General features: G+C 72.0%; 16 protein-coding genes and 1 riboswitch. Of the genes, 5 read left to right on the top strand and 11 right to left on the bottom strand.

The window, feature by feature from the left end; genetic code table 11:
* Window positions 1–424 precede the first annotated feature (424 nt).
* Window positions 425–1,453: a septation protein SepH gene (sepH, locus tag ACFZDI_RS35545; protein WP_361118547.1), complete on the top strand. Its 1,029-nt coding sequence runs from the start codon at window positions 425–427 to the stop codon at window positions 1,451–1,453.
* A 61-nt stretch (window positions 1,454–1,514) separates the two neighbouring features.
* On the opposite strand, the gene ACFZDI_RS35540 is transcribed toward sepH, so the two are convergent.
* Window positions 1,515–2,366 (bottom strand): rhodanese-like domain-containing protein, encoded by an 852-nt coding sequence (locus ACFZDI_RS35540; RefSeq protein ID WP_391256612.1) that lies wholly within the window; start codon window positions 2,364–2,366, stop codon window positions 1,515–1,517.
* 250 nt (window positions 2,367–2,616) lie between these two features.
* Here ACFZDI_RS35540 and ACFZDI_RS35535 point away from each other — a divergent pair, with 250 nt between their 5' ends.
* A complete protein-coding gene (locus ACFZDI_RS35535) occupies window positions 2,617–3,420 on the top strand; it encodes a VOC family protein (RefSeq protein ID WP_391256610.1) in 804 nt (267 codons plus the stop codon).
* A 22-nt stretch (window positions 3,421–3,442) separates the two neighbouring features.
* Here ACFZDI_RS35535 and ACFZDI_RS35530 read toward each other — a convergent pair whose 3' ends face one another.
* The 4 genes from ACFZDI_RS35530 to ACFZDI_RS35515 form a co-directional block, all read right to left on the bottom strand.
* Window positions 3,443–4,093 (bottom strand): thymidine kinase, encoded by a 651-nt coding sequence (locus ACFZDI_RS35530; protein WP_234846532.1) that lies wholly within the window; start codon window positions 4,091–4,093, stop codon window positions 3,443–3,445.
* A gap of 64 nt (window positions 4,094–4,157) precedes the next feature.
* On the bottom strand, window positions 4,158–5,354 hold the full coding sequence (locus tag ACFZDI_RS35525; RefSeq protein ID WP_234846533.1) for an alkaline phosphatase family protein: 1,197 nt from the start codon (window positions 5,352–5,354) through the stop codon (window positions 4,158–4,160).
* Entirely contained in the window at window positions 5,354–5,941 is a 588-nt protein-coding gene (locus tag ACFZDI_RS35520; RefSeq protein ID WP_170320912.1) for a DUF5998 family protein, read from the bottom strand. The genes ACFZDI_RS35525 and ACFZDI_RS35520 overlap by 1 nt, the downstream gene beginning before the upstream one ends.
* A 51-nt stretch (window positions 5,942–5,992) precedes the next feature.
* Entirely contained in the window at window positions 5,993–8,827 is a 2,835-nt protein-coding gene (locus ACFZDI_RS35515; protein WP_391256605.1) for a GNAT family N-acetyltransferase, read from the bottom strand.
* Window positions 8,828–9,006: 179 nt separating this feature from the next.
* Here ACFZDI_RS35515 and ACFZDI_RS35510 point away from each other — a divergent pair, with 179 nt between their 5' ends.
* Complete coding sequence (locus ACFZDI_RS35510; RefSeq protein WP_030021209.1) at window positions 9,007–9,288, top strand: HPr family phosphocarrier protein; 282 nt, start codon at window positions 9,007–9,009, stop codon at window positions 9,286–9,288.
* Window positions 9,289–9,469: 181 nt separating this feature from the next.
* On the opposite strand, the gene ACFZDI_RS35505 is transcribed toward ACFZDI_RS35510, so the two are convergent.
* From ACFZDI_RS35505 to ACFZDI_RS35490, 4 genes are all read right to left on the bottom strand, one after another.
* Window positions 9,470–10,165 (bottom strand): GntR family transcriptional regulator, encoded by a 696-nt coding sequence (locus tag ACFZDI_RS35505; protein ID WP_234846535.1) that lies wholly within the window; start codon window positions 10,163–10,165, stop codon window positions 9,470–9,472.
* Between the two features lie 235 nt (window positions 10,166–10,400).
* Window positions 10,401–11,189 carry a M23 family metallopeptidase gene (locus ACFZDI_RS35500; RefSeq protein ID WP_234846536.1) on the bottom strand — a complete coding sequence of 263 codons (789 nt, stop codon included), beginning with the start codon at window positions 11,187–11,189 and terminating at the stop codon, window positions 10,401–10,403.
* Window positions 11,190–11,201: 12 nt separating this feature from the next.
* Window positions 11,202–11,366, bottom strand: a riboswitch (cyclic di-AMP (ydaO/yuaA leader).
* Window positions 11,367–11,558: 192 nt separating this feature from the next.
* Complete coding sequence (locus tag ACFZDI_RS35495; RefSeq protein WP_391256602.1) at window positions 11,559–12,947, bottom strand: insulinase family protein; 1,389 nt, start codon at window positions 12,945–12,947, stop codon at window positions 11,559–11,561.
* The gene (locus tag ACFZDI_RS35490; RefSeq protein ID WP_361118768.1) at window positions 12,944–14,287 is read right to left on the bottom strand and encodes a pitrilysin family protein; all 1,344 of its coding nucleotides are present in this window, start codon (window positions 14,285–14,287) and stop codon (window positions 12,944–12,946) included. The genes ACFZDI_RS35495 and ACFZDI_RS35490 overlap by 4 nt, the downstream gene beginning before the upstream one ends.
* Before the next feature lie 347 nt (window positions 14,288–14,634).
* On the opposite strand from ACFZDI_RS35490, the gene ACFZDI_RS35485 reads away from it, so the two are divergent.
* Window positions 14,635–17,091, top strand: a complete 2,457-nt coding sequence (locus ACFZDI_RS35485; protein ID WP_391256599.1) for a DNA topoisomerase (ATP-hydrolyzing) — start codon at window positions 14,635–14,637, stop codon at window positions 17,089–17,091.
* Here ACFZDI_RS35485 and ACFZDI_RS35480 read toward each other — a convergent pair.
* Together ACFZDI_RS35480 and ACFZDI_RS35475 are read right to left on the bottom strand one after the other, a co-directional pair.
* Window positions 17,088–18,200: a GTP-binding protein gene (locus tag ACFZDI_RS35480; protein ID WP_234846539.1), complete on the bottom strand. Its 1,113-nt coding sequence runs from the start codon at window positions 18,198–18,200 to the stop codon at window positions 17,088–17,090. The two genes, ACFZDI_RS35485 and ACFZDI_RS35480, sit on opposite strands and share 4 nt — an antisense overlap.
* A gap of 207 nt (window positions 18,201–18,407) precedes the next feature.
* Window positions 18,408–19,568, bottom strand: a complete 1,161-nt coding sequence (locus tag ACFZDI_RS35475; protein WP_391256596.1) for a citrate synthase — start codon at window positions 19,566–19,568, stop codon at window positions 18,408–18,410.
* Window positions 19,569–19,678: 110 nt separating this feature from the next.
* On the opposite strand from ACFZDI_RS35475, the gene ACFZDI_RS35470 reads away from it, so the two are divergent.
* Window positions 19,679–20,938, top strand: coding sequence for a citrate/2-methylcitrate synthase (locus tag ACFZDI_RS35470; RefSeq protein WP_391256594.1), 1,260 nt, complete (start codon window positions 19,679–19,681; stop codon window positions 20,936–20,938).
* Window positions 20,939–20,968 lie beyond the last annotated feature (30 nt).

Genomic DNA, 20,968 nt, shown 5'->3' with positions numbered 1-20,968 from the left:
AGAAGGGGGCGTGCGCCCGAAACCCTTAGTTCCGATTCTGGTGATTACGTGAAGTTCCCCACGTTCAAGATCGAGTGAAGGGGGCAAGGGAGTCCAAGACCCACCTCTTGCGAGAAGTTGGGCGGCGTGCCAATCCACGCACGTGGCCCGAATGGAGTACTGTTGCGAGCCCTGGGTCCGGTCTCCCGTCAGGGTGTACAGGGCCTTTAAGGACCGCCGGGAGGGGGGCTAGTTGCACGGGGTGACAGAGTTCGTCACTTAGCGTTGCGAATAGGTAACCGTGCCATAACGGCGATCCAGGGCCCGCGCCCGACACGCCGGGCAACTCGGCAAGGTTGTGGCAGGCTGCACCCGGGCAGGCCACACTCGACTAGCGGAAGCAGCGACGCACGTGACGTCGGCAGGCACCACCCGGGAGGTCCCCATGCCCGAACTGCGTGTCGTGGCCGTCTCGAATGACGGCACACGGCTGGTGCTGAAGGCTGCCGACTCTACGGAGTACACGCTTCCGATCGACGAACGCCTGCGCGCCGCCGTGCGCGGCGACCGTCCCCGTCTCGGTCAGATCGAGATCGAGGTCGAAAGCCACCTCCGCCCCCGCGACATCCAGGCGCGTATACGTGCCGGCGCGACCGCGGAAGAGGTCGCGCAGATGGCCGGCATCCCCGTCGACCGGGTGCGCCGCTTCGAGGGCCCCGTGCTCGCCGAGCGTGCCTTCATGGCCGAGCGGGCCCGTAAGACGCCCGTCCGCCGCCCCGGCGAGAACTCCGGCCCGCCCCTGGGTGAGGCCGTGCAGGAGCGCCTGTTGCTGCGGGGCGCCGACAAGGACTCCGTGCAGTGGGACTCGTGGCGCCGGGACGACGGCACGTGGGAAGTCCTGCTCGTCTACCGTGTCGCCGGCGAACCGCACTCGGCCGGCTGGACGTACGACCCGCCCCGGCGGCTCGTCCAGGCCGTCGACGACGAGGCGCGCTCCCTGATCGGTGAGTCCGACGACCTGTCCGCGCCCGAGCCGAGCTTCCCGTTCGTGCCCAGGATCGCCCGGCTGCCGCGCGACAGACCGCTGGACCGTCCCGAGCGGCCCAGCCTGCCCGCGCAGGCGTCCGAGCCCATCGAGGAGACCACGGGCGAGCGCGACTCGCTGACCAGCCTGCTGGAGGCGGTGCCGAGCTTCCGTGGTGACCTGGTGGTTCCCGAACTCCCCCCGGCGGAGCCCGAGGAGGAGCCCGTCGTCGCCGAGATCGAGGAGGAGGAGCCCCCGGCTCCCGCCGCCTCGGCCGGTTCCGCCTACGCCGACGTCCTCATGCCGCGCAGCGTGGGGAGCCACCGCGACCGGCTGATCGGTGCCACCGACCGCCAGGCCGAGGCGGACGGCGTGCGCCCCGGGCGCAGGGCGGCCGTCCCGAGCTGGGACGAGATCGTGTTCGGGACCCGGCGCAAGAAGCAGGAGTAGCCGAGTCGGCCGATGAACGACGGGGCCGCGCCGTCCGGGCGCGGCCCCTCGTCGTGTCAGGTCACTGCGGGTCCGGACCGACGGCCACCGGCCGGTCCGGGTCCGAGGACCACTCCGACCACGACCCCACGTACAGCTCGGCCGGAATGCCGGCGGCCGCCAGGGCCAGGACCTGGTGCGCGGCGGAGACCCCCGAACCGCAGTACACGCCGACCCGCGACCCCTCGGTCACGCCGAGGCCCTTGAACCGCTCCTGCAGTTCCCCGGCGGACAGGAAGCGCCCGTCGGCGCCGACATTCTCCGTGGTGGGCGCCGACACCGCGCCCGGAATGTGCCCGGCCACGGGGTCGATCGGCTCCACCTCACCCCGGTACCGCTTCCCCGCCCGCGCGTCCAGCAGCACCCCGGAGCGGGCCAGCGCAGCGGCGGCATCCGCGTCCAGCAGGCCCGTCGCCCCCGGCTCGGGCACGAAGTCGCCCTCCTCCACCGTCGGCACGGACTGCTCCAACGGCCCTTCCCAGGACGGCAACCCGCCGTCGAGGACTCGCACCTCCGGGTGACCCGTCCAGCGCAGCAGCCACCATGCCCGGGCCGCCGCCCACCCCTGGCCGCCGTCGTAGACGACCACCGGCGTTCCGGCCGAGACGCCGGCCCGGCGCATCGCGGCACCGAAGTGCGCGAGGTCCGGCAGCGGGTGCCGGCCGGCTTCGCCCGGCGCGGAGGCCAACTCCCGGTCCAGGTCGACGTATACGGCCCCGGGCAGGTGTCCCGCCTCGTACGCGGCGCGGCCGTCGAACGGCGGCTCGCCGGCCGACTTCGCCGCCGTGAGCTGCCAGCGGACGTCGAGCAGGACAGGGGGCCGGGCGCCCGCCAGGTCCTTCGCGAGATCGGATGCGCTGATGATGGCGTTCATGGTCCCCATCCTCGCGCACGGGGGTGGCCGAGCCGCCCTCGTCCGGTTACTCTGCTCGGCCGGAGCGCAGCGATCACTCCGCGTACCGGAACAAGCACATGCTGTACAGCTGAACGACACCTGTCGATAAGCGCGCCACGAGGGACAGGTGCCCGCAGATCGGGCATTCTCCCGGACATGGGAACGCCCCACAGGGCCGCCCCGTCAGGCTGCGGAGAACGGCCACCGCGAGGCCGAGAAGAGAGTGACGATGACCGACGCACGGGGGTCCGCCGGGCCGAACCGCGACACACCCGCTCGGCACACGCCCGGCGCGCCCTGCTGGGTGAGTCTGATGGTGCACGGCCCGGATGCGACCGAGGAGTTCTACGGAGCGCTGTTCGGCTGGGAGTTCCGGCCGGGCCCCCAGCAGCTCGGCCCGTATGTGCGCGCTCTGCTGGACGAGCGCGAGGTGGCCGGCATCGGACGGCTGCCCCCGGACCGCCACCTGCCCATCGCGTGGACGCCCTACTTCGCCTCGGAGGACGTCGATCTGACGGCCGACACGGTGCGCAGCCGCGGCGGCACGATCGGAGTGGGCCCGCTCGACGCGGCCGACGCCGGCCGCCTGGCCATCTGTTCCGACCCCTCGGGCGCGGTCTTCGGCATCTGGCAGGCCGCCGCGCACCTCGGCACCACCGTCGCGGGGGTCCCCGGCACCCCCGCCTGGAACGAACTGCTGACCTTCGAGTCGGCCGGTGTCGCCAAGTTCTACCGCACGGTGTTCGGCTACGAGGAGGAGCCGGTGGTCTCCGCCGACGTCGACTACGTGTCCCTGCACCTCGACGGCGAGCCCGTCGCCGGCATCCGCGGCCTGGGACACGCCCTGCCCCGCGACCGGGGACCGCACTGGGTCACATACTTCCAGGTGGCCGATGTGGACGACGCCTCGCAGCACCTCGTCCGCCTCGGCGGGCAGGTCCTGGAGCCGGTGCACGACACGGCCCACGGTCGGGTGGCGAACGTGGCCGACCCGGAGGGGGCGCGGTTCGCGCTGCTGCAACGGCCGAGCTGACGTACGGCGAGCCGGCCGCGGGTCAGGCGGACGTCACCGGCAGCACGTCCGGGGACAGGGCGGCCGCGCGGGACGTCGCCGCGGTCATCCGGCGGCGGTGGTGGCGTCGGCAGAGCACCTCGTAGCCGACCTCATCGGCGGAGTGGGTGACGTCGCCGACGACCACCTGGGCGCCCTCCACGACCATCACCCCGCCTATCGTGCGGGCGTTGTGCGTGGCGCGGGCTCCGCACCAGCACAGGGCCTCGACCTGGAGGACCTCCACCCGGTCGGCCAGCTCCACCAGCCGCTGCGAGCCGGGGAACAGCTTGGAGCGGAAGTCGGTCGTGATGCCGAAGGCGTAGACGTCGAGGCCCAGGTCGTCCACCACACGCGCGAGTTGGTCGATCTGCTCCGGTGCGAGGAACTGCGCCTCGTCGGCGATCACGTAGTCCGCGCGGCCGCCCTGCGAGAGGTGGTCGACGAGGTGGCCGTAGAGGTCCTGTCCGTCCCCGACCTCGACCGCGTCGGTCACCAGGCCGAGGCGGGAGGAGAGCTTGCCCTCGCCGGCGCGGTCGTCGCGGGAGTAGATCATGCCCTGCAGGCCGCGCGCCGAGCGGTTGTGCTCGATCTGGAGAGCCAGCGTCGACTTCCCGCAGTCCATCGTTCCGCTGAAGAACACCAGCTCGGGCATGTGGAGTTGAGTACCTTTCGGCGTGAGAGGCCGGGACGGGGCCGTGTCGGGAGCGTACTTCGGGTCAGGAGCGTACTTCGAGCAGGGGGACCAACTGCTCGGCGGGGGTCATCGAACCGTGGTTGCCGACCATGGCCGACTCCTTCGGCTCCCGCTCCGAGGCGATGAGCAGGACGTCGTCCCGCGCTGCCGCGACCACGTCGCCGATCCTGCCGTAGACCCGTTCGTCGATGTGCGGGCCGAACCAGCCCGCGGCGATGGCCTCGTCGCGGGAAGCGACCCAGAACTGCTCGCCGAGCACCTCGCGCCAGCAGGTCAGGACGTCGTTCGCCGCGCCGGGCACCGCGTAGACGTGGCGGGCGCGGCCCTCGCCGCCGAGCAGGGCGACACCGGCGCTCAGCTCCCAGTCCTCGTCGAAGTCGATGCGGTGCTGCTCGTCGAAGGGCACGTCGATCATGCCGTGGTCGGCGGTGATGTAGAGCGCGCTGCGCGGCGGCAGTTGCTCGGCCAGGCGCTGGACGAGGCGGTCGGCGTACATGAGCTGGCCGCGCCAGGTGTCGGAGTCGACGCCGAAGCGGTGGCCGGCGCCGTCGACCTCGGCGAAGTAGGTGTACACCAGGGACCGGTCGCCCGCGGCCAGTTGCTCGGCCGCCAGGTCCACACGGTCCTCGCCGGACAGCCGCCCGAGGAACGTTCCTCCACTGAGCGCGACCTTGGTCAGCGGGGTGTTCTCGAAGGTCGGGGACGACACCTGCGCGGCGTGCACCCCGGCCGCGTGCGCCAGCTGGAAGACCGTGGGGTACGGCTGCCAGGGGCCGGGCGGGGTCCACGGCTGCCAGCGCAGCTGGTTCATCAGCTCGCCGGTGTCCGGGTTGCGGACGGTGTAGCCCGGCAGGCCGTGCGCGCCCGGGGGCAGACCGGTGCCGACGGAGGCGAGGGAGGTCGCAGTGGTCGCCGGGTAGCCGGCGGTGAGCGGTCGTCCGGTGCCTCCGCGGGATGTGGCGAGCAGGGACGTCATGAAGGGGGCGTCCTCCGGGTGCGCCCGGAGCTGCTCCCAGCCGAGGCCGTCGATCAGGAACACGCAGTTCCGGTCGGCGGGGGTCAGCTCGGTGATCGCGGCGCTCATGTCCGGTACGCCCAGGCCGGCGGCCAGGGTGGGCAGGAGATCGGCGAGTGATCCGCTGCCGTACTCGGGGGCCGGTGCGGAGGCGACGGTGAGCGGTTCGGGGTGCTGGTCCCACGCCGTATGGAGCTGTGTCATCAGCGGGTCGTGTCCGCGGTCGCCTCGGAAAGGGCCTGCGCGAAGGCGAGCGCCTCGCGCACCGTCTCGGGTCCGTCCCCGGCCTCGCTGACGCGCAGGCTGAGGTCGTCCGCCGTGGAGTTGCCGGTGTAGCCGTGGTCCGCCTCGCAGTTGGGGTCGCCGCAGGCGGCAGGCTCCAGGTCGATGCGGGAGACGGCACCCCAGCCGATGGTCAGGACGACTTCGCGGGGCAGCGTCCCCGGCTTGTACGACTCGGGGTTGGCGACCACGCGGCTGACCACGACCGACGAGATGCGGCCGATCTTCACGGACTCCGTCGACGTGGTGGCGTACGGCGTCGGGGAGGTGCTGTCGGCGGCCTGTTCGTCGGTGTGGCTGACGATGAAGCGGGTGTCGGTGAGGACGAGCACGGTCACATGCCGCCGCACCTCGTTCTGGTCGAACGTCGTCTCCTGGTGGACCAGGTACGACCGCATGGGCTCGCCGCCCACAGCGGCCTCCACCGCCTCGGCCACGAGGGCCGGGTAGTAGCCGCTGCGCTCGATCGCCGCCCGCAGCCCCTGGGTCGTCGTACTGGTCTTGGCCATGACGCCCATCCTACGGGGGACCACTGACTGCGAGGGACAGCTCGCCTGCCGTCAGTACGCGGGGAGCGTCCGGGGGCCGAGGTCGTCGCGGGCGGGAGGGGGTGCGAGGCGGACCGAGGCGCCGAGGACGCTCAGGCCGTGCGAGGCGACGACGACGGGCTCCAGGGTGACCGCGACGACCTCGGGGTGGTCGTCGACCAGCCGGGACACCCGCAGCAGCAGCTCCTCCAGGGCCCGTGTGTCGGCCGGTGCGGAGCCGCGCCAGCCGAACAGCAGCGGGGCGGTGCGGATCGAGCGCACCAGCGAGGTGGCCTCCCGGTCGGTGACGGGGATCAGCCGGTGGGCCGTGTCACCGAGCAGTTGCGAGGCGGCTCCGGCCAGCCCGAAGGAGAGCACCGCTCCGGCCGCGGGGTCGATGACGGCGCGGACGACGACGTCCACGCCGCGCGGTGCCATCCGCTGCACCACCGGCCGCAGCTCCTCGGGCGCACCGAACAGCTCGGTCAACTCGGTGTACGCGCGGCGCAGTTGGTCCTCGTCCGCGAGATCGAGGCGGACGCCGCCCAGGTCGGCCCGGTGCCTGAGGTGCGGGGCGGTGGCCTTGAGGGCGACGGGATAGCCGAGGGTGCGGGCGGCTTCCACGGCGTCGTCGGGGGTGGGGGCGGGCAGGGCGCGGTGGACCTGCACGCCGTAGTGGCCGAGGAGGTCGCAGGTCTCGTCCGTGCCGAGGGTGAGTCCCTGCCCGCGCGCGAGCAGGCCTTCGATCAGGGCGGCGGCTCCCTTTTCGTTGATGTCGTCGTACTCGGGCACCTTGCCGGGGTCGGCGGCCTCGCGCCGCCACTGCGCGTACGCGACGGCCTGGCCGAGTGCCCGTACGGCGCGCTCGGCGGCGGGGTAGGCGGGGATGAGGCGGGTGTCCTCGGTGGCCTCGGCGTCGACCTGCACCTCGGGGGCCGGGGGGCGTCGCCCGGAGTGTGCCGGGCGGGGGACGTCGTCGCCCTCCGCCGCGGCCTGCGGTGCGGTGCTGGCCGCCGCCGACAGGGCCTCCGCGAGGCCGCCGAGCTCCACGTGGACCACCAGGACCGGCTTGTCGGGAGCCGCCGCCGATGCCGAGCGCAGGGCCTGCGCGAGGGCCGCGTCGCCGACCGAGCCCTCCCCCACCGCCGGTATGGCGGTGACGACGACGGCGTCGCACCGGTCGTCGGCCAGCGCGTGGGACAGGGCCGTGTGGAAGTCGGCCGCGGAGGCCGCCGTGGTCAGGTCCTGCGGAGGGTGCGGCCTGAGGCCCTCGGCCAGGCACGCGTCGTACGTCAGCAGGCCGAGTGACTCGGAGTTGCCGAGGATCGCCACCCTGGGCCCGGCGGGCAGGGGCTGGCGGGCGAGGAGCAGGCCCGCGTCGACCAGCTCGGTGATGGTGTCGACGCGGATGACACCGGCCTGCCGCAGCAGCGCCGACACGGTCGCGTGCGCGAGCCGGGTCGCCCGTACGGCGTGCCCCTGGGGAGCGGCGCCGTGCCGCGCGCCCTGGACGACGACCAGGGGCTTGGCGGCGGCCGTCCGGCGGGCGAGACGGGTGAACTTGCGGGGGTTGCCGATGGACTCCAGGTACATGAGGACGACGTCGGTGTCGGGGTCCTCGTACCAGTACTGCAGGACATCGTTGCCGGAGACGTCGGCGCGGTTGCCGGAGGAGACGAAGGTGGAGACGCCGGTGACGCCCGTGACGCCGCCGCCGCGCCGGTGCAGCCGGGACAGCAGGGCGATGCCGATGGCGCCGGACTGGGCGAACAGACCGATCCGGCCCGGGCGCGGTACCTCGGGGGCGAGGGAGGCGTTGAGGCGTACCTCCGGGGAGGTGTTGATGATGCCGAAGGCGTTCGGGCCGATGATCCGCATGCCGTACGTACGCGCGTGCCGCACCAGGGCGCGCTGGCGTTCGCGCCCCTCGGGGCCGCTCTCGGCGTACCCGGCGGACACCACGACCAGCCCCTGCACGCCGTGTTCGCCGCACTCGGTGACGACCTCGGGGACGTGCTCGGCGGGGACGGCGACGACCGCGAGGTCGACCGGGCCGTCGATGTCCCGCACCGAACGGTGGGCGGGCACGCCGTCGAGCTCCTTGTGCCCCTCGGGGAGGGCCTTGTTCACCGCGTACAGGCGGCCCGTGTACCCGGCGTCCCGGATGTTCCCGAGAACGCTGCGGCCCACGCCGCCCGGTGCGCGGCCGGCGCCGATGACGGCGACCGAGCCGGGGGCCAGCAGCCGCTGCACGGAGCGCGCCTCGGCGCGGTGTTCGCGCGCGTACTGCACGGCGAGGGAGCGGTCGGTGGGTTCGAGGTCGAACTCCAGACGGACGACGCCGTCCTCGAAGCTGCGCTTCTGCGTGTAGCCGGCGTCCGTGAACACCTTGATCATCTTGGTGTTGGCGGGCAGCACCTCGGCGGCGAAGCGGCGGATGCCACGCTCGCGGGCGACGGCTCCGATGTGTTCGAGCAGGGCGGAGGCGACCCCGCGCCCCTGGTGGGCGTCCTGCACGAGGAAGGCGACCTCGGCCTCGTCGGCGGGTGCGGACGCGGGCGTTCCGTCTGCGCCGATCCGGTCGTAGCGTACGGTGGCGATGAACTCGCCGCCGACCGTGGCCGCGAGTCCCACCCGGTCCACAAAGTCGTGGTGCGTGAAGCGGTGGACGTCCTTGGCGGACAGGCGAGGGTACGGCGCGAAGAAGCGGTAGTACTTCGACTCGTCGGAGACCTGCTCATAGAAGCTGACCAGGCGATCGGCGTCATCAACGGTGATGGGCCGGATGCGCGCGGTGCCTCCGTCGCGCAGCACCACGTCGGCTTCCCAGTGGGCGGGATACTCGTGCCGGTCCGGCGAGGTCTGCATGGGCCCCAGAGTACGGCTAGCGCCTGACAACGGCGCGAGGCAGTCTGTGGAGGGCGTCAGTCGGGTCGAGGCCGCGATCCGACGGCACCTCCGGAGTGGAACGACAGGACCGCTCCGGGTGGGCTTCACGATATGGGAAACTGGTCTAGACAACCCTGAAAACCGAAGGGCAGCAACACATGGCTGAGCGCCGCGTCAACGTCGGCTGGGCCGAGGGCCTCCACGCCCGCCCCGCCTCCATCTTCGTCCGAGCCGCCACGGCCGCAGGCGTCCCGGTGACGATCGCCAAGGCTGACGGCAACCCCGTCAACGCGGCCTCGATGCTGGCCGTCCTGGGTCTCGGCGCACAGGGAGGCGAGGAGATCGTCCTCGCCTCCGACGCCGAGGGCGCGGACGCCGCCCTCGACCGGCTGGCGAAGCTGGTCGCCGAGGGTCTCGAGGAACTGCCCGAGACCGTCTGATTTCCCGGCGCCCGATCCGGCGCACAGTGAAGGGCTCGTCCGAATTCACCGGGCGAGTCCTTCGCCATTGCCGGGCCGCCAGGGAGAAGTGTTTTCCGCACCCGCGCAGCCGGAATTAATTCACCGGAACGCTCGTCGAGGAACTCCGGGAATTGCCGTCTCTTTGTATACGGCCACCGTGTTAATGCCGCGGGCTCGCCGTGTTTACGGCATGTTGCGAGTTCCTCACACGGTCGGCGCGCTCCCCGGTGGAGCCGATGCGCAGGCGATGCGCCCCGGTAGCGCGCTCGGTGTGCAGCGCTGTGACCGCCCGCGCGCGCTCGCCGTCCCCGCGCGCGACCGCGTCCACGATCGCGCCGTGCTCCGCCCAGGACTCCACCGGGCTGAGCGGCGCCTCCACGGCGTACATCCACGTGATCTTGTGGCGGAGCTGAGTGAGCATCGAGGTCAGGGCGGGGCTGCCGGAGGCCTGGGCGAGCGTCTCGTGGAACCACACGCCCAGGGAGCGCAGGTCGTCGCTGGTGCCGCGACGGGCCCGGTCCTGGCCCAGCCGGACCAGGCCGCGCAGGACCTTCAGATGCGCCTCGGTGCGGCGCTGGGCGGCTCGGGCCGCACCGAGCGGCTCCAGGAGCATCCGCATCTCCAGCAGGTCGGCGGCCTCCTGCTCGGTGGGCTCGGCCACGCACGCGCCCGCGTGCCGACGGGTCACCACGAAGCCCTCGGCCTCCAGCGTGCGCAGCGCCTCCCGGACGGGCACCCGCGAGACGCCGTAGCGGCGGGCGAGGAGTTCCTCGGTGAGCCGGCTGCCGCGCGCGTGGACACCCGCGACGATGTCGTCGCGGATGGCGGTGCACACCGAGTGCGCGGGAATACGCATGACCGACCTCCGCTTAATCCCCGTGAAACGCCGACGAGCGGCGTGTGTTCCGTGACTCTATTGCAATGAGCCGGAATTTCCGACGGCAAGCGGGAATCCATGGATATTTTTTGGACAGCGGACATCCACGGGCCGCCCGGGAGGCCATCCGGGAGGCCGTAGTCCGGTGGCCCGCAAACGCCGAAAGCCCCGGCTCGGGGAGCCGGGGCTTTCGGGAACGGCGGAGAGGTTCCGGTCAGAGGCTGACGCCGTGCGAGCGGAGGTAGGCGACCGGGTCGATGTCGGAGCCGTACTCGGGGCTCGTACGGGCCTCGAAGTGCAGGTGCGGGCCGGTGACGTTGCCGGTCGCGCCGGACAGGCCGATCTGCTGACCGGGGGTGACCTTCTGGCCGACCGAGACAGCGATGGACGACAGGTGGCCGTACTGGGTGTACGTGCCGTCGTTCATCTTGATCACGATGTTGTTGCCGTAGGAGCCGCCCCACCCGGCCTCGACGACCTCGCCCATGCCGACCGCGTGGACGGAGGTGCCGCTGGCGGCGTGGAAGTCCACGCCGGTGTGGCTGCCGGAGGACCACAGACCGCTGCTGGCCTGGTAGGCGGTGGAGACGTACGAGCCGGAGATCGGGGCCACGAAGGCGTTGAGGCGCTTGCGCTCGGCCTCGCGGGCGGCGCGCTCCTTGGCCGCGCGGGCCTTCTCGGCCGCCTCCTTGGCCTTCTCGGCCACCTCGGCGGCCCGCTTGCGGGCGGCCTCCTCGGCCTTCTGCTTGGCGGCGGCTTCGTCGGCGGCCTGCTGCTGCGCGACGGCCTGGGCGTCGATCTGCTGGGCCACGGTGTCGCCCATGGTGACGACCGGGGTGAGACCCGTCTGCTCCGTGCTGGGCTCGGCGGCGAAGGCCGCGGGGGCCGCCACGGTGCCGATCACGCCGGTGGTGGCGAGGGCCGCCACACCTGCCGCGCGGGCGGTGCCGCGCTGGATCCTGCTGGGACGACGGTGCTTCCCGGTGGCGCGAGTGAACGCCATGTGGTGGCTGGTCCTTTCCTTCCCTCTCGCCTACCGGGTTAGCTGACGGGTTCGGAGCAGGAAGGTCTCCTACGGACTCCCTCGCGGCACGCGCGGGCGTCCGATTCACCCCAGGGACTGCGGTGGGTCCCCGGCTCCCCTGGCTCGCGCCGTACGGGGACTCGGCGATGACTGTCCGGTGCCGCGGGTGCGGCGCACTGCCTGACGAACAGCCCGGACGACGCTAAGCGGCGCCGCTTTCAATTCCCAAACGAATCCCGGCTTTTGTAGCGCATCCCACAGGGCAGACAGGCAACTCCCATCCCAATTCGGGCATAAGGGGGCCCTGGTGCCTTCGAAGACAACCAGGGCCCCTGCGCGCGCCTGCCGCTACTCCGCCGAGACGACGGTGACTTCGCCGATGCCGAGGGCCTCCACAGGCGCCTTGATCTGCGCCGCGTCACCGACGAGGACGGTCACCAGACGGTCCACCGGGAAGGCGCTGACGGCCGCCGCGGTGGCCTCCACGGTGCCGGTCGCCGCGAGCTGCCGGTACAGCGTGGCCTGGTAGTCGTCGGGCAGGTGCTGCTCGACCTGGTCGGCCAGCGTGCTCGCGACGGCGGCCGCCGTTTCGTACTTCAGCGGCGCCACGCCGACCAGGTTCTGCACGGCGACGTCCCGCTCGGCGTCGGTCAGGCCCTCAGCGGCCAGGGTGCGCAGCACCGTCCAGAGGTCCTCCAAGGCGGGGCCGGTGTTGGGGGTGTCCACGGAACCGCTGATGGCGAGCATCGCGGCACCGGTGCCGTCCGGGGCGGACCTGAGGACCTGGCCGAACGCCCGTACGCCGTAGGTGTAGCCCTTCTCCTCGCGCAGCACGCGGTCCAGACGCGAGGTGAGGGTGCCGCCCAGGCAGTAGGTGCCGAGCACCTGCGCGGGCCACACGCGGTCGTGCCGGTCCGGACCGATCCGGCCGATCAGCAGCTGCGTCTGGACGGCGCCGGGGCGGTCCACGATGACGACCCGGCCGGTGTCGTCGGCGGTCACCGGCGGCACCGGACGCGGCTCCGCCGCGAAGCCCGTCCAGGCGCCCAGCGTGTCCGCGAGCAGGGCGTCGAGGTCGATGCCGGTGAGGTCGCCGACGACCACGGCGGTGGCGGTGGCGGGCCGGACGTGCTTCTCGTAGAAGGCGCGTACGGCCGCGGAGTCGATCGCGGCGACGGTCTCCTCGGTGCCCTGCCGCGGCCGCGACATGCGGGAGTCCGCCGGGAACAGCTCCTTGGAGAGCTCCTTCGCGGCGCGGCGCGAGGGGTTGGCCAGCTCATGCGGGATCTCGTCGAGACGGTTGTTCACCAGCCGCTCGACCTCGCTGTCGGCGAACGCGGGCGCCCTGAGGGCGTCGGCGATCAGCCCCAGTCCCTTGGCGAGCCGGGAGGCCGGCACCTCCAGGCTGAGCCGGACACCGGGGTGGTCGGCGTGCGCGTCGAGGGTGGCGCCGGCGCGCTCCAGCTCGGCCGCGAAGTCCTCGGCGGAGTGCTTGTCGGTGCCCTCGGAGAACGCCCGGGCCATGATCGTGGCCACACCGTCGAGACCTGCGGGCTCGGCGTCCAGGGGGGCGTCGAGCAGCACCTCCACGGCGACGACCTGCTGGCCGGGGCGGTGGCAGCGCAGCACCGTCAGGCCGTTGTCGAGCGCGCCGCGCTCGGGGGCGGGGAAGGCCCACGGCTTGGCGTCGCCCGCCTGCGGCCGGGGGTGGAAGTCCATCGTGGCGAGCTCGGTCACCGGGCCGCCTCCTCGTTCTCGTCCTGGTCGGCGGGGGTTTCGGGGGCGGTCGGCTCGTAGACGAGGACCGCACGGTTGTCGGGCCGCAGGCGGGCCTTGGCCACCTCCTGGACCTCCTCCGGCGTGATCTCCAGCACGCGCTGGACGGCGGTCAGGGCCAGCTGTGGGTCGCCGAACAGCACGGCGTACCGGCACAGTTCGTCGGCGCGGCCCGCGACCGTGCCGAGCCGGTCCAGCCACTCGCGCTCCAACTGGGCCTGGGCGCGCTCCATCTCCTCGGCCGTGGGGCCCTCCTCGGCGAACCGGGCGAGCTCCTCGTCGATGGCGGTCTCGATGACCGGAACCTCCACGTCACCGGACGTCTTCACGTCGAGCCAGCCCAGGGAGGGCGCCCCGGCGAGCCGCAGCAGGCCGAAGCCGGCCGCCACGGCCGTACGGTCGCGGCGCACGAGCCGGTTGTAGAGGCGGGAGGACTCGCCGCCGCCGAGGACGGTGAGGGCCAGGTCGACCGCGTCGCACGCGCGCGTGCCGTCGTGCGGCAGCCGGTAGGCGGCCATCAGGGCACGGGCCGGGACCTCCTCCTCGACGACCTCGCGCAGCTGCTCGCCGATGGTCTCCGGCAGCGAGCCGTCGCGGGGGGCGGGCTTGCCGTCGTGGCCGGGGATGGAGCCAAAGTACTTCTCGACCCAGGCGAGGGTCTGCTCCGGGTCGATGTCGCCGACCACGGAGAGTACGGCGTTGTTCGGCGCGTAGTAGGTGCGGAAGAAGGCGCGCGCGTCCTCCAGCGTCGCCGCGTCCAGGTCGGCCATCGAGCCGATCGGCGTGTGGTGGTACGGGTGACCCTCCGGGTACATGAGGGCGGTCAGCTTCTCGAAGGCGGTGCCGTAGGGGACGTTGTCGTAGCGCTGGCGGCGCTCGTTCTTGACGACGTCGCGCTGGTTCTCCATCGACTCGTCGTCGAGCGCGGTCAGCAGCGAGCCCATGCGGTCGGCCTCGAGCCAGAGGGCGAGCTCCAGCTCGTGGGCGGGCATGGTCTCGAAGTAGTTGGTCCGCTCGAAGCTGGTCGTGCCGTTCAGCGAGCCGCCCGCACCCTGGACGAGCTCGAAATGACCGTTGCCCTTGACCTGGGCGGAGCCCTGGAACATCAGGTGCTCGAAAAGGTGAGCCAGGCCGGTACGCCCCTTGACTTCATGGCGTGAGCCGACGTCGTACCAGAGGCACACCGCCGCGACCGGGGTCAGGTGGTCCTCGGAGAGCACCACGCGCAGGCCGTTGGCCAGGCGGTGCTCGGTCGCTGTCAGGCCCCCGGAGCCTGCCTGGGCTGTGGCCGTGTGACCCATGGGCATGTACGTCCCCTCGATCGCTGAGCGGTTGTTCAGACCGCGGTTTTCTGCCGGTCCTGCCACTGTATGCAAGCGTGCGGAGCCCTGGTGAAGTTCCCGGCGGCGACCTTGTCCCGCGGTACGGGATGTGCCCCGGACCGGGTCGCGGTCCCGGTTGTCAGTGCGGCGGTCCACAATGGTCGGCGTCAGTTCTCGTTCACGCTTCAGCATGAGCGAGCCGAAGGGCGCGCCGGTGAGGAGAGGGCGAGCGCGCGGAGGCCCGAGGAGTTGAGCACGATCGGCCTCTCAGCACCGGCATCAGTGCCCGTAGGCGAGCGACCAGGAAACAGAAGGAGCCGGCAGCGATGGCCCGCCGCAGCACGAAGACCCCGCCGCCCGACGACTCGTACGAGGAGCGGATCCTCGACATCGACGTCGTCGACGAGATGCAGGGCTCCTTCCTCGAGTACGCGTACTCGGTCATCTACTCCCGCGCCCTGCCGGACGCACGCGACGGCCTCAAGCCGGTGCACCGCCGCATCGTCTACCAGATGAGCGAGATGGGCCTGCGCCCCGAGCGGGGGTACGTCAAGTGCGCCCGCGTGGTCGGCGAGGTGATGGGCAAGCTGCATCCGCACGGCGACGCGTCGATCTACGACGCCCTCGTGCGCATGGCCCAGCCCTTCTCGATGCGGGTCCCGCTGGTCGACGGCCACGGGAACTTCGGCTCGCTGGGCAACGACGACCCGCCGGCCGCCATGCGGTACACCGAGTGCCGGATGGCCGAGGCCACGAGTCTGATGACGGAGTCCATCGACGAGGACACCGTCGACTTCAACCCCAACTACGACGGCCAGGAGCAGGAGCCGGTCGCCCTGCCCGCCGCCTTCCCGAACCTCCTGGTCAACGGCGCCTCGGGCATCGCGGTCGGCATGGCCACGAACATGGCGCCGCACAACCTGCGCGAGGTCATCGCCGCCGCCCGCCACCTGATCAGGCACCCCAACGCGGATCTCGACGCGCTGATGAAGCACGTCCCGGGCCCCGACCTGCCGACGGGCGGCCGCATCGTCGGCCTCTCCGGCATCCGGGACGCCTACGAGTCCGGCCGCGGCAGCTTCAAGATCCGGGCGACGGTGTCGGTGGAGCCCGTGACGGCCCGCCGCAAGGGTCTCGTCGTCACGGAGCTGCCGTTCACGGTCGGCCCCGAGAAGGTCGTCGCCAAGATCAAGGACCTGGTCGGTTCGAAGAAGCTCCAAGGCATCGCCGACGTCAAGGACCTCACCGACCGCGAGCACGGCCTGCGCCTGGTGATCGAGATCAAGAACGGCTTCGTGCCCGAGGCGGTCCTGGAGCAGCTCTACAAGCTGACGCCGATGGAGGAGTCCTTCGGCATCAACAACGTGGCCCTGGTCGACGGCCAGCCGCTCACGCTGGGCCTGAAGGAGCTTTTGGAGGTCTACCTCGACCACCGCTTCACCGTCGTCCGGCGGCGCTCGGAGTTCCGCCGCGGCAAGAAGCGCGACCGGCTGCACCTGGTCGAGGGCCTGCTGACGGCCCTGCTCGACATCGACGAGGTCATCCGCCTGATCCGCTCCAGTGAGAACTCCGCACAGGCCAAGCAGCGCCTGATGGAGCAGTTCTCCCTGAGTGAGGTGCAGACGCAGTACATCCTGGACACGCCGCTGCGGCGTCTGACCAAGTACGACCGCATCGAGCTGGAGGCCGAGAAGGACCGGCTCACCGCGGAGATCGAGGAGCTGACCCGCATCCTCGACTCGGACGTGGAGCTGCGCAAGCTGGTCTCCTCCGAACTGGCCACGGTCGCCAAGAAGTTCGGCACCGACCGGCGTACGGTCCTGCTGGAGTCGGGCGGTGCCCCGGTGGCGGCCGTACCGCTGCAGGTGGCCGACGACCCGTGCCGGGTGCTGCTGTCCTCCACCGGTCTGCTGGCCCGCACGGCGAACGGCGAGCCGTTCGCACAGGACGCCGCCGCCAAGCGCGTGAAGCACGACGTGATCGTCTCGGCGGTGCCCGCCACGGCCCGCGGCGAGGTGGGCGCGGTCACCTCCGCGGGCAGGCTGCTGCGGCTGAACGTGATCGACCTGCCCCAGCTTCCGGAGTCGCTGCCGTCACCGAACCTCGCGGGCGGCGCCCCGCTGGCGGAGTTCGTCTCCCTGGAGGACGACGAGACGGTGGTCTGCCTGACCACGCTCGACGAATCGTCGCCGGGCCTGGCGCTGGGCACGGCTCAGGGCGTCGTCAAGCGCGTGGTGCCGGACTATCCGGCCAACAAGGATGAGCTCGAGGTGATCACCCTCAAGGAGGGCGACCGGATCGTCGGCGCGGTCGAGCTGCGCACCGGCGAGGAGGACCTGGTCTTCATCACCGACGACGCACAGCTGCTGCGCTTCCAGGCGGCCCAGGTCCGCCCGCAGGGCCGTCCGGCCGGCGGTGTGGCGGGCGTCAAGCTCGCCGAGGGCGCGAAGGTCATCTCGTTCACGGCGGTGGACCCTGCCGTGGACGCCGTCGTCTTCACCGTCGCGGGCTCGCGGGGCACGCTGGACGACTCCGTCCAGACGACGGCCAAGCTGACCCCGTTCGACCAGTACCCGCGCAAGGGCCGCGCCACCGGAGGTGTCCGCTGCCAGCGGTTCCTGAAGGGCGAGGACTGCTTGTCCCTGGCCTGGGCGGGCCCTGCCCCGGCCCTGGCGGCGCAGAAGAACGGCACGCCGGCCGAGCTCCCGGAGATCGACCCGCGCCGCGACGGCTCGGGGGTGTCCCTGGCGAAGACGGTGGCGGTCGTGGCCGGGCCCGTCTAGGCCGGGTCGGACCAGGCCGGGTCGGCGCCGTCCTCCTCGGGATGGCGCACGTACCGCAGGACGCCCCACATGCCGTGCTCGTCGGCGTGTGGGGCGTCGGTCTTGCACGCCTCCAGTTCCTTGCGGAGAGCGGTGGTGTCGATGCCGGAGCCGATGAGGACGAGCCGGGTGAGGTGCTCGTCGCCGGCCGGCCAGGGCTCGGGGTAGAAGCGCAGGAAGCGCCCGACGGCGTGGACGGCGTAGCGGTTGCGGAGGTCGTACGGCCCGAAATCGACATAGCCCTTGATCCGGTACAGCCCCTCGGGCCGGCTGTCGAGGAACGTCATCAGCCGGCGCGGGTCGAGGGGCTCGGGCGAGACGAACGACAGGCTGTCGTAGGCGGTGTGCAGATGCCCGGTGTGGTCCTCGCTCGTGTGGTCCCCGCCCGCGCGGTCCTCGCTCCCGTCGGTGCCGTGGTCGTGCAGGTCGTCGAAGGACAGCTGGCCGATGCGCTCCTCGCTCGGCCGGCAGTCGAAGAGGAACTCGGGGTCGATCCGGCCGTAGGTGGCCGGGACGACGGCGGCACGGTCGACGAGGGACCGGACCAGCCCGAGAACACGCTCGCCGTCCTCCGCCCGGTCGAGCTTGTTGACCACGACGAGGTCGGCCAGCGCGAGGTGCCGGTCGATCTCGGGGTGCCGGCTCCGGGTGTCGTCGAACTCGGCGGCGTCGACGACCTCGACGAGCCCGCCGTAGACGACCCCCGGATGCTCGCTGGCCAGCAGCATCCGCACGAGTTCCTGCGGCTCGGCGAGACCACTGGCCTCGATGACGATGACGTCGATGCCGAGGGAGGGCTCCGCGAGCCGCTCCAGGTACTGGTCGAGTTCGCTCGCGTCGACGGCGCAGCACAGACAGCCGTTGCCGAGGGAGACGGTCGAGTCGCCGAGTGCTCCCGCCACGGCCATCGCGTCGATCTCGATCGCCCCGAAGTCGTTGACGATGGCACCGATACGGCTGCCACCGCTGCGGTGCAGGAGGTGGTTGAGCAGAGTGGTCTTCCCCGAACCGAGGAATCCCGCCAGGACGACGACCGGGATCTGCTGCGGGTGCGGGCTCGGCTGGCTCACCGTGGACCTTTCTCGCGCCGACGCGTGCACCGGCTCGCGTTCCCGGCACACAGGGGGGATGGGGATGCCGCCCCAGAATACGAGCCGTGAGATCCACGCCGAAGTGAACGACTGTCAGCAGCGCACCCCGAGGAGCGCGGCAAGCGCCACGCGCCGCAGGGGTGTGTGCGTTCGTCCCGGCGGTGAGGTCACCCGGGTACGGGCGTCTCAGGCGGGCACCGGCACCGGCGCCGTCGGCCCCACGTACCGTGCCGCCGGCCTGATGATCTTCGAGTCCTCCGCCTGCTCCAGGATGTTCGCGCTCCAGCCCACCGCCCGCCCGGCGGCGAAGGTCGGGGTGAACATCTCGCGGGGCAGGCCGCAGAGTTCCATGACCACGCCCGCGTAGTACTCGACGTTGGTGTGCAGTTCCCTGCCGGGCTTGAGCTCCGCCAGGACGGCCTCGATGCGACGCTCGACCTCGACGGCGAAGTCCACCCTCGGCCCGCCGAACCCCTGGGCGACCTCGCGCAGCATCCGTGACCGCGGGTCCTCCGTGCGGTAGACCGCGTGACCGAATCCCATGATGCGTTCACCGGCGAGCACCCGCCGGCGTACCCAGGGCTCGATGCGGTCCGGTGTGCCGATGGCGTCGAGGGTGTCCAGCGCCCTGCTGGGCGCGCCCCCGTGCAACGGGCCCGACAGCGCCGCCACCGCCCCGGCCAGGCATGCCGCCACGTCCGCTCCCGTCGAGGCGATGACCCGGGCCGTGAACGTCGACGCATTGAATCCGTGATCAATGGTTGAGATCAGGTATCGCTCGATCGCCCGTGCCTGCGGCTCGGCGGGCACCGAGCCGGTCAACATGTACAGGTAGTTCGCCGCGTAGGACAGGTCCTCGCGCGGCTCCAGCGGTTTCAGACCCCTGCCCAGCCGGTGCAGCGCCGTGAGCAGCGTGGGTACGGCCGCGGACGCCTCGATGGTGTCCTGCCGGCGCCGGTCGGCGTCGAGGTCGTACACCGGGCGGAACCCCTTCGCCGCGCCCAGCAGCGACAGGGCCGTACGCATCCCGGCCAGTGGCCCGGAACGTCCGCCGGCCGCCGCGATGGCGGGCAGCGCCGCTCGCACCTCGTCGGGCAGTCCGCGCAGAGCGGCGGTCTCGGCCGCGAAGGCCGCCCCACGGCCGGCGTCCGGCAGCTCACCGTGCACGAGCAGATGCCAGACGTCCTCGAAGCAGCGGGTGCGCGCGAGGTCGACGGCTGAGTACTGCCGGTAGTGGTAGAAGCCCTCCAGACCGCGGACGTCACCGATGCGGGTGTCGGTGACCACGACTCCGGCGAGGCCCCGAGGCACTTCGAGAAGAGTGGCGGCTGACCTGTTGTCGGACATGAGTTCCTCCCTGGACTTGATTTGACTGTCCATGCTTGACTCAATGCCTGTCAATATTGATTCAATCAATATACGAGTCAATGATTCGCTGGACGGATACGGTGACCCCCATGCGCGATGAAGAACCCGCCCCGTTCGGCGCGGAGGGACGGCTGAGCACCAAGGAGGCCGCCGAGCTGCTCGGCGTGAAGCCGGAGACCGTGTACGCGTACGTGAGCCGCGGCCAGCTCAGCAGCCGACGGGTGAGCGGCGGGCGCGGCAGCACCTTCGACGCCACGGAGGTCGAGGCCCTCGCCCGGCGCAACAGGCGGGAGGGCGCGGGTGGGTGCGGTTCCGGCGGTGAACTGTCCGTACGCACCCGCATCACCCTCATCGAGAGCGACCGCTACTTCTTCCGCGGTGTGGACGCGGTCGACCTGGCCACGCGGCACACCTACGAGGAGGTCGCCGAGTGGCTGTGGACGGGGCGCATGCTCCCGGGCAGCACGTTCACCGCGCCCGCGGCCTCCGTCGCCGTCGCCCGCCGCGCCGTCGACGCACTGCCCGAACACGCCTCCCCCACCGACCAGTTGCGGGTGGCGACGATCGCCGCCGCCACTGCCGACCCCCTGCGGTTCGATCTGTCGGAGGACGCCGTTCTCGGCACCGCGCGCGCCCTCATCCCCACGCTCGTCGACGCGCTGCCCCCGGCGGGGCGCCACCGCCTCGACGAGGGACCTGTTGCCCATCGCCTGTGGAGCAGGCTCTCGATGCGCAAGGACCCCGACGAGGCTTCCCTGCGCGCCCTGGACGCCGCGCTCGCCCTGCTCGTCGACCACGACCTGGCCGCCTCCACCCTCGCGGTGCGGGTCGCCGCGTCGGCTCGCGCCCATGCCTACGCGGCTGTCTCCGCGGGGCTGGGGGTGATCGAGGGCCCGCTGCACGGCGCGGCCAGCGGGCTCGCCCACCGGCTGCTGCAGGACGTCCTGGAACAGGGCGACGCGGCACCCGTGATCGCGGACGAGCTGCGCGCCGGACGCCGTATCCCCGGCCTCGGACACCGGCTGTACCCGGGCGAGGACCCCCGCGCGCGTGCCCTGTTCGCCCTTCTGGAACGGATCCCCCGCGCGGAACCGGCACTCCTCGCCGCCCGCGACATCGTGGAGACCACCGCCCGCCACACCCCTCTGCACGCCAACGTGGACCTGGCGCTCGCCGTGCTCACCGCGTCCTGCGGCATGGCCCCGACCGCCGGCGAGACGATCTTCGCCGTGGCCCGCACGGCGGGCTGGATCGCCCACGCCCTGGAGGAGTACGGCGAACGCCCGCTGCGGATGCGGCCGAGCGGTCTTTACGCAGGTCCGAAGCCTCCTCAGCCACTGCCGGAGTAGAGCAGGCCGGGGCCGGCGGCCGCCACGACC

Source organism: Streptomyces sp. NPDC007907, from assembly GCF_042959365.1.
Classification (GTDB): domain Bacteria; phylum Actinomycetota; class Actinomycetes; order Streptomycetales; family Streptomycetaceae; genus Streptomyces; species Streptomyces indiaensis.
The sequence above is the reverse complement of the archived record's forward strand: the minus strand, read 5'-3'. Positions and strand labels throughout refer to the sequence as shown.

What these genes read in the sequence shown, in the direction of transcription:
- sepH (WP_361118547.1), top strand. Translation starts at nt 425, where the DNA reads ATGCCCGAACTGCGTGTCGTGGCCGTCTCGAATGACGGCACACGGCTG.
- ACFZDI_RS35540 (WP_391256612.1), bottom strand. Translation starts at nt 2,366, where the DNA reads ATGAACGCCATCATCAGCGCATCCGATCTCGCGAAGGACCTGGCGGGC.
- ACFZDI_RS35535 (WP_391256610.1), top strand. Translation starts at nt 2,617, where the DNA reads ATGACCGACGCACGGGGGTCCGCCGGGCCGAACCGCGACACACCCGCT.
- ACFZDI_RS35530 (WP_234846532.1), bottom strand. Translation starts at nt 4,093, where the DNA reads ATGCCCGAGCTGGTGTTCTTCAGCGGAACGATGGACTGCGGGAAGTCG.
- ACFZDI_RS35525 (WP_234846533.1), bottom strand. Translation starts at nt 5,354, where the DNA reads ATGACACAGCTCCATACGGCGTGGGACCAGCACCCCGAACCGCTCACC.
- ACFZDI_RS35520 (WP_170320912.1), bottom strand. Translation starts at nt 5,941, where the DNA reads ATGGCCAAGACCAGTACGACGACCCAGGGGCTGCGGGCGGCGATCGAG.
- ACFZDI_RS35515 (WP_391256605.1), bottom strand. Translation starts at nt 8,827, where the DNA reads ATGCAGACCTCGCCGGACCGGCACGAGTATCCCGCCCACTGGGAAGCC.
- ACFZDI_RS35510 (WP_030021209.1), top strand. Translation starts at nt 9,007, where the DNA reads ATGGCTGAGCGCCGCGTCAACGTCGGCTGGGCCGAGGGCCTCCACGCC.
- ACFZDI_RS35505 (WP_234846535.1), bottom strand. Translation starts at nt 10,165, where the DNA reads ATGCGTATTCCCGCGCACTCGGTGTGCACCGCCATCCGCGACGACATC.
- ACFZDI_RS35500 (WP_234846536.1), bottom strand. Translation starts at nt 11,189, where the DNA reads ATGGCGTTCACTCGCGCCACCGGGAAGCACCGTCGTCCCAGCAGGATC.
- ACFZDI_RS35490 (WP_361118768.1), bottom strand. Translation starts at nt 14,287, where the DNA reads ATGGGTCACACGGCCACAGCCCAGGCAGGCTCCGGGGGCCTGACAGCG.
- ACFZDI_RS35485 (WP_391256599.1), top strand. Translation starts at nt 14,635, where the DNA reads ATGGCCCGCCGCAGCACGAAGACCCCGCCGCCCGACGACTCGTACGAG.
- ACFZDI_RS35475 (WP_391256596.1), bottom strand. Translation starts at nt 19,568, where the DNA reads ATGTCCGACAACAGGTCAGCCGCCACTCTTCTCGAAGTGCCTCGGGGC.
- ACFZDI_RS35470 (WP_391256594.1), top strand. Translation starts at nt 19,679, where the DNA reads ATGCGCGATGAAGAACCCGCCCCGTTCGGCGCGGAGGGACGGCTGAGC.